Raw genomic sequence first — 9,790 nt, 5'->3', positions numbered from 1 at the left:
TAGTTTACTACCCCTTATAAGAGTTGTCTAACTTAGTGTAGCCTATCCATATTTTCACTGTTTATCCAATGTTAGGGGGGCTTTATTATTCTTTCTTTGATTGGTCAGGTACTAGCTCTGTAAAGGAATTTATCGGGTTTGATAATTATAAGCAGTTGTTACGTGATTCGGTTATTCCTAAGGCGATTTTAAATGATTATTTTTTTGTATTTGTGAAAGTATTAGGGATTATGATTTTATCACTTTTTTTCGCCGTAGCTTTAACACAGCTTCGTATAAAAGAAGCACCTTTTTATCGAATCGTGTTCTTTTTCCCGAACATTATGTCCGTCGTAGTAATCGGTATATTATGGCAATTTATATATGATCCGAATATCGGAATCATCAATAGTTTTTTAAATGCAATCGGACTGGAACAATGGGCAAAACCATGGCTAGGTGATATGACTTGGGCATTACCGAGTATTGCAATACCCGCAATTTGGGCAGGGATTGGATTATTTATGCTGCTATTAATGGGTGGAATTACGAATATTTCTAAAAGCTTATATGAGGCAGCGGAAATTGATGGTGCAAGTGAATGGCAGCAATTTTGGAAGATCACAGTTCCATTAATTTGGCCGCAAATTAAAACGTCCATTATTTATATCGTCATTACGTCTTTGAATGGATCCTTTGTTCTTGTGCAAGTAATGACTGGTGGGGGTCCTGGGAATGCAACAGAAGTGTTAGGTTCCTATTTATATCAACGAGCTTTTGAAGATTATAAATTTGGTTATGGTGCTGCAATTGGTGTATTAATTCTCGTTATATCTCTACTAACTGTAATTGTTTTACAATTTATTTTGAAAAAAGAAAAAGTGGAATATTAGGAGGGAGGTTAGCAATATGATAAGAACTTTATCCAGATTAGCTGTGCGAATTCCATTATTGCTATGGTCCTTTATCGTCGTTTTCCCCCTTATATGGATGTTTATTGGTGCATTTAAGACGAATGCAGAAATTTTTGCTTCACCATGGGCATTACCTCAAAAGTTTAATTTCCATAATTTTATTGCAGCTTGGACAGATTATAATATTGGAAGTGCCTTTTTAAATAGTTTATTTGTAACGCTTTTAGGTACATTATTATGTTTAGCCTTTTCTATCCCTACAGCATATGCCCTTGAAAGATTACGTTTTAAAGGGAGCGAAGTCTTACTCAACACTTATTTAGCCTCCATGATGATCCCATCAGTTCTAGGATGGATTCCTTTATTCTTTTTACTTTTAAAATTAAATTTGCTTGATAATTTATGGGCGTTGTCCTTAATTTATGCGGTTTCACATATTCCGTTTACAATCTTTATTTTAATCAGTTTTATGGGAAATGTACCAAAGGAATTGGAGGAAGCTGCGACAATTGACGGAATGAGTCCATACGGCATTCTTTTTAAAATTGTTACACCATTAGTGAAATCAGGCATTATAACGGCTTCTATTCTAAACGCTATTTCCTTCTGGAATGAGTATTTCATGGCATTAATCTTGTTGCAGCAAGATAGTAAAAATACTTTAGGCGTTGCAATGGACTTGTTAAAAACGAATGCACAATATGAAAGTGCATGGGGAGTACTATTTGCAGGTCTTTGTATCGCGGTGATTCCAGTCATTATTTTCTATACGATATTCCAGCGCCATATTGTGAAAGGTATGACAGAGGGTGCAATAAAGTAAAGGATTAGGAGGGAAATAGTGTGGTTGAAAAAAACTTCCTAAAAGTTTCAAAGTTTTTAAATAAACAAGTAGAAGAAAAATGTATACCTGGTGTCGTTGTAGGGGTGACAACTGCAGAAAAAACAATCTATAAGGAAGCCTTTGGATATGGACATTACTTAAAAAATATCCCAATGACAAATGAAACGATTTTCGATTTAGCTTCATTAACAAAAGTAATTGCAACACTACCTGCCATTTTACAACTATTAGATAAAGGTGAGCTGGATTTAGACGATTCTATTTCAATTTATTTCCCTCAATTCGAGAAGAAAAATCGTGACATTACGATTAAGAATTTATTAACACATACTAGTGGTTTTCAGCCAGAAATCAAATTTTATCTAAATAACATTTCCCAAAATGACACAGTTGACTTTATTTCTCAAATAGAAGACAAAAGAAACACAGGAGAACAAGTCATTTATAGTGATTTAAACTTTATGTTACTTGGTAGTCTTGTAGAAACACTGACAGGAATATCATTAGCAGAGTATACAAATAAGTTTATTTATAAGCCATTGGAGATGCAAAATACTTATTTTAATCCTTCTAAAGATAAATTAAACCAAATAGCCGCAACAGAATTTAATGAAACTTTGCAAGAACATCAATGGGGAGAAGTGCATGATGAAAATGCCTTTCATTTTGGAGGAATCAGTGGACATGCAGGATTATTTTCTAACGTAGAGGATTTAGCTAAATTTGCAAGAATGATTTTAAACGGTGGAATGCATAAAGGAAGCAGTATTTTATCGTCACAATCCATTGAGTTATCTACAAAGTCTTTTACAAACAAATTAAATTTAAATAGAGGTTTAGGTTGGCAATTAGCTGATACACCAACATTCTCCGGACAATTTTTACATGAAGGTTATGGTCATACAGGATTTACTGGAACATCGATATGGTTTTCTAAGGATAGACAATTTTCAATAATTCTTCTAACAAATCGTGTGCATTTTGGTCGAGAAACAGATATTAGTCGATTAAGAAGAATTGTTCACAACTTAATCGCGTTGGCAATGGATTAACATACGAGATAAAGAGGGAACGACTATGGAGCCTTTAAAAACTAAGATAAAAAGAAGATGGATAGGGATTGATGGTGGCGGATCAAAAACGAGTTGCGTTATAGGCGATGAACAGGGAAATATTCTGTCCTTTGCAAAAGGGTCATCAAGTAATATACATGGCACCCCGCCACAACAAGTCTATCAAACTTTAACGCAATTAATTGAAAAAGTAATGGATGATTCCCAAACGTCCATTAATCATATTGAAGGCATATATCTTTGCCTAGCTGGTGCTGACAGAGAGCAAGATCAAAAGGTGATTAAAGATTTACTTAAAAACACGCCATATGAACAGAAAATAAAATTAAGAAGTGATGCAGAAGCAGCTTTAGCGTCGGGTACATGGGGACAATCGGGAATTTTATTAATCGCTGGTACTGGTTCAATTGTATATATCGTCAGCCATGAAACGAACAAAAAATTGCGTGTCGGAGGATGGGGCTATCTGCTTGGTGATGAAGGAAGTGGGTACTATATTGGCCAGAAAGCTTTGCGAGCGATAATGAAGGCATATGACTTCAGAGGTCAAGATACCCTTCTAACTAGCCTTGTATTAGATCACTTTAAATTACATCAAGTGCCAGAACTCCTAAAGCTTTATTCCGTTGAAAATTTTATTCCAGATATAGCGAGAATCTCTGAATTTGTTTTGATAGCAGCAAAAAAGAAAGATGCGGTAGCAATAGAGATTTTAGAGGACGCTGTTTTTGAGCTTCTTCAAATGGTAAAGGTAGCTTATCAATATCACTCTATCAATAAAGAGTTAACGCTAGTTTTACATGGCGGACTTTTTTTAGATGAGTATTTAAAAGAGTTATTTCTGAAAAATTTAAAGCAAATAATTGGAGATGTTCAATATGTTCAGCCAAAAATTCCAGCAGTCTTTGGTGCTTATTTACTAGCTATTAAAGATTCAGGATTAAAAATTGATGAAAATATCAAGAGGAATATTGAAACTTCATGGAATGAGATTAACCAATAATACGATGCACTTTTTACAAGGTGATTAAGACGCATTCTTAAGTAAAGGAGTTTGTGTATGGAACTATCAAAACTGACGACAGAGAGTAGAAATACTGCTAGTACTACATTAGATCAGATGACGACAATGGAAATTTTACAAACAATTAATAATGAGGATAAATCGGTTGCCTTTGCAGTAGAGGAAGTATTGCCAGTAGTTAAAAGAGTTACAGAGAAAGTTGTTGAATCATTAAAAAATGGAGGAAGACTTTTTTATATCGGATCTGGAACGAGCGGCAGAATTGGTATGATGGATGCTTCTGAATGTCCCCCTACATTTATGACTTCGCCGGAAATGGTTCAAACAATAATGGCAGGAGGCAATCAAGCTTTCTTTCAAGCAGTTGAAAATGCAGAGGATAACGAATTGCAAGGAGAACTAGATTTACATTCTAAAAATTTAACGAAATATGATGTGGTCATTGGGATTACTGCTAGTGGTAGAACTCCTTACCCTATTGGTGCGATTAAATATGCAAATAAAATGGGTGCATTTACTGTAGGTCTTTCTAGTAATAAAAACTCACTTATTAACAAATATACTGATGAGGGAATTGAAGTTATTGTAGGTCCAGAAGTGCTAACTGGTTCCACAAGAATGAAAGCTGCAACTGCCCATAAATTGATTTTAAATATGATTAGTACAGCTACAATGGTGAAACTAGGTAAAGTTTATGAAAATCTTATGGTTGATGTAAATGCGAGTAATTTTAAGCTAAAGGAAAGAGCAAAAAGCATTGTTTTGGAAGTAACGGACAGTTCCTATGAAGAAGCTGAAAACATATTAGAGCAGACGAACTACGAGGTAAAAGCTGCCATTGTGATGCTGAAAACAAATGCTAGTTATGAAGAGACACTGTTGGCTTTACAAAACCACAACAGAAATGTAAGGGAAACAATCACGTATTTATTAGACAATAAAGGATGAACTTTATGAGATATGAAAGGGTATGAATCGATGACACAACAGCAAAGCCCAATTCTAATAAAAAACGGAACAATTTATTCAGAAAATAGCATTTTGAAAAACGTTTCGCTTCTATTAAAAGAAGGTGAAATTGCAAGAATAGTTTCGGATGATGATATAAATGTTGATGATCTAACTGTAATCGATGCGACTGATCTTCATGTTATACCAGGTTTTATCGATGGTCATATTCACGGAGCGCGCGGTTATGATGTAATGGATGCTAGTGAAGAAGCTTTAGATGCAATTGCACACTACTTACCTCAAGAGGGGGTAACAAGCTTTCTTGCTACTACTATCACACAGTCTTTTGAAAATATTGAAAAGGCATTAGTAAATGTAGCAAAATTCCCAAATAAACCTTACCAAGCAGAACTAATTGGAATACATCTCGAAGGTCCGTTTATAAACGAAAAAATGGCGGGTGCACAACCAAAAAAATATATTATACAACCAAATAAGGAATTGTTTAAAAAATGGCAGAAGCTTGCAAATCATCAGATTAAAACAATTACAATAGCTCCCGAACTCGATATAGACGGTGAATTCATTCATTATTTAGTTGAAGAAGGAATTAATGTTTCAGCAGGGCATACTGATGCAAGCTTTGATGAAATGAAAGAAGCAGTTCAACACGGAGTTCGTCAACTAACACATCTTTGCAATGCAATGAAGGGCATTCATCATCGAGATATTGGTGCTGTTGGGGCTGCCTTTCAATTAAGACCATTACGCTCAGAGCTAATTGCGGATGGGGTGCATGTTTCCAAAGAAATGCTACAAATCATCTATAACAATATCGGGAGTGACAGAATTATTCTCATAACAGATGCAATAAGAGCAAAAGCGCTTGGTTCAGGTAACTACGAGCTTGGAGGTCAGCCAGTAAAAGTATTAGTGGATAAAGCTATATTACATGATGGAACGTTAGCTGGGAGTATCTTAAAAATGCAGGATGCAGCTTTTCAAATGTTTAATTTAGATGGGGTAACCATCCAAGATATTGTAAAAATGACTTCGACAAATATAGCAAAGCAACTTGGTATTGATGATCGGAAAGGGGTTATCGCTGAAGGGAAGGACGCTGATCTCGTTGTTATGGATTCTAAATTAACGATTAAATATACGATTTGCCGTGGTCAAATTTCTTATAAGGGAAATTGATATGAAAATTATAAAAGTAAAAGATTATCAAGAAATGAGTCGAGCCGCATGTGAAATGATTTTGGAAAAAGTGAAAAACATAAAACAGCCTGTACTCGGATTAGCAACGGGCTCCACTCCTGAAGGGTTATATCGGTGTATGGTTCAAGCCTATAAAGGAGGAAAATACTCTTTTCAGCACGTAATTACTTTTAATTTAGATGAGTATCTTAATTTGGATCAACATCATCCGAACAGTTACCACTTTTATATGAGAAAAAAGTTGTTTGATCATGTTGATATTCCTAAAAAGAATATTCATATACCGAATGGAGTGGCAGAGGACATTGTAAAAGAATGCCGACGATATGACGAAAGAATAAAGAGCGTAGGGAACATTGATATTCAAGTTTTAGGACTGGGAATAAATGGTCATATCGGGTTTAATGAACCTGGTACTTCTTTTACAAGTACAACACATGTCGTTCATTTAGATGAAATTACACGAAAAGCAAATTCAAAGTATTTTCATAATATTCAAGATGTCCCCTATAAAGCAATTACAATGGGAATAGGAAACATTATGGAAAGTAAAGAAATACTATTGCTTGTTTCAGGGAAAAAGAAAGCATTGGCATTAGTAAAGTTGATAAATGGAGAGGTTTGTGAGCAATTTCCAGCATCAATTTTAAAGCGGCATAAAAATGTTACAATCATTGCTGATTATGATGCGTTAACCGAATTGATTTAAGTTTAAAAGTTTATACATTCTGAGTGAGGGGAATGATAGAATGGCAGATTTACGTCTAGAAAATATCCAAAAAAAGTATGACAAAAATGTTGTAGCTGTTGAAAATTTTAATCTGCATATACAAGATAAAGAGTTTATTGTTTTTGTTGGACCTTCTGGCTGTGGGAAATCTACTACTCTTCGGATGATTGCTGGTTTAGAGGGAATTTCTGATGGAGAATTATATATCGATGATAAGAAAGTGAATGATGTACCGCCAAAGGATCGGGATATTGCCATGGTTTTTCAAAACTATGCGTTATATCCGCATTTGAATGTATATGATAATATCGCGTTCGGATTAAAGCTGCGCAAGTTTTCTAAGGAAGAAATCGATCAAAGGGTAAAAAATACAGCAAAAATTCTCGGTTTGGAGGAATATTTAAAACGAAAACCAAAGGCCCTTTCAGGAGGTCAACGTCAAAGGGTTGCTTTAGGACGTGCAATAGTCCGAGAAGCAAAAGTATTTTTAATGGATGAACCGTTATCAAATTTAGATGCAAAATTACGTGTGCAAATGCGTACAGAAATTTTGAAGTTACATCAACGATTACAAACAACGACGATTTATGTGACACATGATCAAACAGAAGCAATGACAATGGCTACACGAATTGTCGTAATGAAAGATGGGAAAATACTGCAAATCGGGACACCAAAAGAAGTATATGATCATCCAAACAATGTGTTTGTAGGTGGCTTTATTGGTTCACCGCCAATGAATTTCCTCCATGGACGATTTGAGGCTAGCTATTTTTTGATAGGTGGGATTCAAATCGAAATACCAGAAGAAAAAAGAACGCTCCTGCAAGATAAAGGATATGTAAATAAAGATATCATTTTAGGGTTCCGTCCAGAGGATATTCAGGAAGCTTCAGACAAAACGCTAAATGGTTCAAAAATTCCAGCAACTGTTGAAGTAGCTGAATTATTAGGCGCGGAAACATACCTTTATTCGAAATTGAATAATCAGGAATTCATAGCACGTGTGAAGGCGAATACAAAAGTTGCTAGTGGAGAGATGATTGATTTCGTCATTAATATGGAGAAGGCTCATTTTTTTGATGCTGAAACAGAAGAGGTTATTAAATAGTGAAAAGGCATAATGAAAGCATATCCTTAGTATGAATTTTTATTAGAACCGAGTAACTTTATCAATCTATTAATCAGAAAAGCCTTTTCAAATAACCTTAAGTTTAAAAGCCAGAATATAATATTCATGAGCGATCTTTTACCATTTAAATGAAACTATATCTTAATAGCGAACCAATTTGTAATCCCAAGTGAAGGTAAATACTTGGGATTTTTAAATGCAAATATGCCGTTTCAATAAATTAATAATTAGAATATATAAATATAAACTGGAAAATTAATGAATCTTTTTCTATTTTCTATTCGTTTAAGTAATATAGAGGTGAGTATATGAAATGGTGGATTGGCGCAAACGTAATACTTGTACTTGTATTAGGATTTGGTTATTTTTATCTTGGAACTGAAATTGAAAAAGGGAAAGCACCGATAGCAGATGGATCTAATGACTTTTTAATTATACTGGGCGCAAAAGTAAAACCAAGTGGTGTACCATCACTTTCTTTACAATATCGATTAGACGTTGCCATTGATTATTTAAAAAAATATGAACATGTTCAAGTAATTGTATCAGGAGGGCAAGGAGACGATGAACCAGCAACTGAAGCTTCTGTAATGGCGAAGTATTTAATAGAAGGTGGAATTGATCCACTCAGAATCCAATTGGAAGAAAACTCTACTTCTACTTATGAAAATCTATTATTTTCTAAAGAATTATTACCAGAAGGCGTTAGCGAAATAACAATCGTTTCAAATGACTTCCATTTAGCTAGGGCGAAATATTTGGCTAAAGTAGTAGGGTTAGATGCAGATGTAATCGCTGCCCCAACACCGAATAGTGTAGAAATACAATCAAATCTTCGAGAACGCCTTGCTTTATTAAAAACATATATAGTGGGGAAATAGCGGTTATTAAACAGAGTTTTGCAACGGAAAAATGTACATGGTACCTATCTTTTGCTGTCATGAAATTCAAGAAGCGAACCATTTTTGTATGAGAATAAACGGAAAGTCTTTTACTTAAAATAAGGCAGCAAATTATCTAAAAGTATGTATAAATTTAAAAAGGTACCAGAATGAATTATTCTGACACCTTTTGTCACAATATAAAACGCATCATTTGTATGTATGCGTTTTATTTTTTGTGAATGAGTGTATCCATAAGTGGAATTCCAAACACAATAACAACAACTGTTACAACTGTAAGGGTTTGTAAAATACCAACCGCAACTTGATCAAACATATTATCTCTCCTTTTTCTTTTTATCTATCTTAACTTATATTCTGTACATTTTCCATATTCCTATTGAAAAGTAATAAAGTAAGTACAAAATCATTTGAATTCCCCCTAATTGTAGACAGGAATACACATATGAGAAGAGGTTAGTGTCATCGATTTGCAGTCCTTTTTTTCTTTTGATATGTAAAAGTATCACTCGGCATTAGAATTGGTTAGCGGTTGATTTCATTACCAATTTTTTTGTTTGTTATATGAAAATAAAAAGACCTTAAAACTAGAAACTTTGGTCAAAGTACAAAAGTGAGTTTTAAACTAACTTGTATAACAAATAAACTGTATAAGGTGTAACAAGACAAACAGCTGTATAAAGACCAGGAGTATAAGTTTTTAAAATAATTGTTTGAATGATATGTACTAGATTATGTAAGAGAACGAAACATAAAAAAGATATAAAAAATAATGCAATCCAATGACTTTCTATAAATTGGACTTTTATAAAAACAATACTTGAAACTACTATAAATATAAATACATCTCTTTTGGCAAAAGAATGTGAATTGATATCCCAAAACTTCCAAATTAGTAGTTTCAAGTTCTTTTAGAGTTTTTAACAAGATGATAGGTTTTCTGAGACCAGTTTTCAACAGTTATTATTTCCCACTAGCGTCGCATTAAAATAATTCAAAGCCCTTTATAAATCTGAATTT

The 9,790-nt window shown here is 34.0% G+C and carries 9 protein-coding genes and 1 pseudogene; 9 read left to right on the top strand and 1 reads right to left on the bottom strand.

Annotated features, from left to right (window positions below):
* Positions 1 to 50: 50 nt before the first annotated feature.
* From CD30_RS18105 to CD30_RS18065, 9 genes and pseudogenes are all read left to right on the top strand, one after another.
* A pseudogene (locus CD30_RS18105) lies at positions 51 to 872 on the top strand (carbohydrate ABC transporter permease); the annotation flags it as partial.
* Between the two features lie 16 nt (positions 873 to 888).
* Positions 889 to 1,716, top strand: a complete 828-nt coding sequence (locus tag CD30_RS18100; RefSeq protein ID WP_036180214.1) for a carbohydrate ABC transporter permease — start codon at positions 889 to 891, stop codon at positions 1,714 to 1,716.
* Positions 1,717 to 1,736: 20 nt separating this feature from the next.
* Positions 1,737 to 2,789, top strand: coding sequence for a serine hydrolase domain-containing protein (locus tag CD30_RS18095; RefSeq protein ID WP_036180211.1), 1,053 nt, complete (start codon positions 1,737 to 1,739; stop codon positions 2,787 to 2,789).
* Positions 2,790 to 2,814: 25 nt separating this feature from the next.
* On the top strand, positions 2,815 to 3,813 hold the full coding sequence (locus tag CD30_RS18090) for an N-acetylglucosamine kinase (RefSeq protein ID WP_036180208.1): 999 nt from the start codon (positions 2,815 to 2,817) through the stop codon (positions 3,811 to 3,813).
* 57 nt (positions 3,814 to 3,870) lie between these two features.
* Positions 3,871 to 4,782 (top strand): N-acetylmuramic acid 6-phosphate etherase, encoded by a 912-nt coding sequence (murQ, locus tag CD30_RS18085; RefSeq protein WP_036180205.1) that lies wholly within the window; start codon positions 3,871 to 3,873, stop codon positions 4,780 to 4,782.
* Between the two features lie 30 nt (positions 4,783 to 4,812).
* Positions 4,813 to 5,985, top strand: a complete 1,173-nt coding sequence (gene nagA, locus CD30_RS18080; protein ID WP_036180217.1) for an N-acetylglucosamine-6-phosphate deacetylase — start codon at positions 4,813 to 4,815, stop codon at positions 5,983 to 5,985.
* Position 5,986: 1 nt separating this feature from the next.
* A complete protein-coding gene (gene nagB, locus CD30_RS18075) occupies positions 5,987 to 6,715 on the top strand; it encodes a glucosamine-6-phosphate deaminase (RefSeq protein WP_036180202.1) in 729 nt (242 codons plus the stop codon).
* Between the two features lie 40 nt (positions 6,716 to 6,755).
* Positions 6,756 to 7,847, top strand: coding sequence for an ABC transporter ATP-binding protein (locus CD30_RS18070; protein WP_036180199.1), 1,092 nt, complete (start codon positions 6,756 to 6,758; stop codon positions 7,845 to 7,847).
* A gap of 329 nt (positions 7,848 to 8,176) precedes the next feature.
* The gene (locus tag CD30_RS18065; RefSeq protein WP_036180197.1) at positions 8,177 to 8,749 is read left to right on the top strand and encodes a YdcF family protein; all 573 of its coding nucleotides are present in this window, start codon (positions 8,177 to 8,179) and stop codon (positions 8,747 to 8,749) included.
* 641 nt (positions 8,750 to 9,390) lie between these two features.
* Here CD30_RS18065 and CD30_RS20770 read toward each other — a convergent pair.
* Positions 9,391 to 9,675 (bottom strand): HXXEE domain-containing protein, encoded by a 285-nt coding sequence (locus CD30_RS20770; protein WP_088350838.1) that lies wholly within the window; start codon positions 9,673 to 9,675, stop codon positions 9,391 to 9,393.
* Positions 9,676 to 9,790 lie beyond the last annotated feature (115 nt).

The organism is Ureibacillus massiliensis 4400831 = CIP 108448 = CCUG 49529, assembly GCF_000772965.1.
GTDB classification, from domain to species: Bacteria; Bacillota; Bacilli; order Bacillales_A; family Planococcaceae; genus Ureibacillus; species Ureibacillus massiliensis.
Note: the sequence above shows the minus strand (reverse complement) of the source record. Positions and strands in the feature narration are given on the sequence as shown.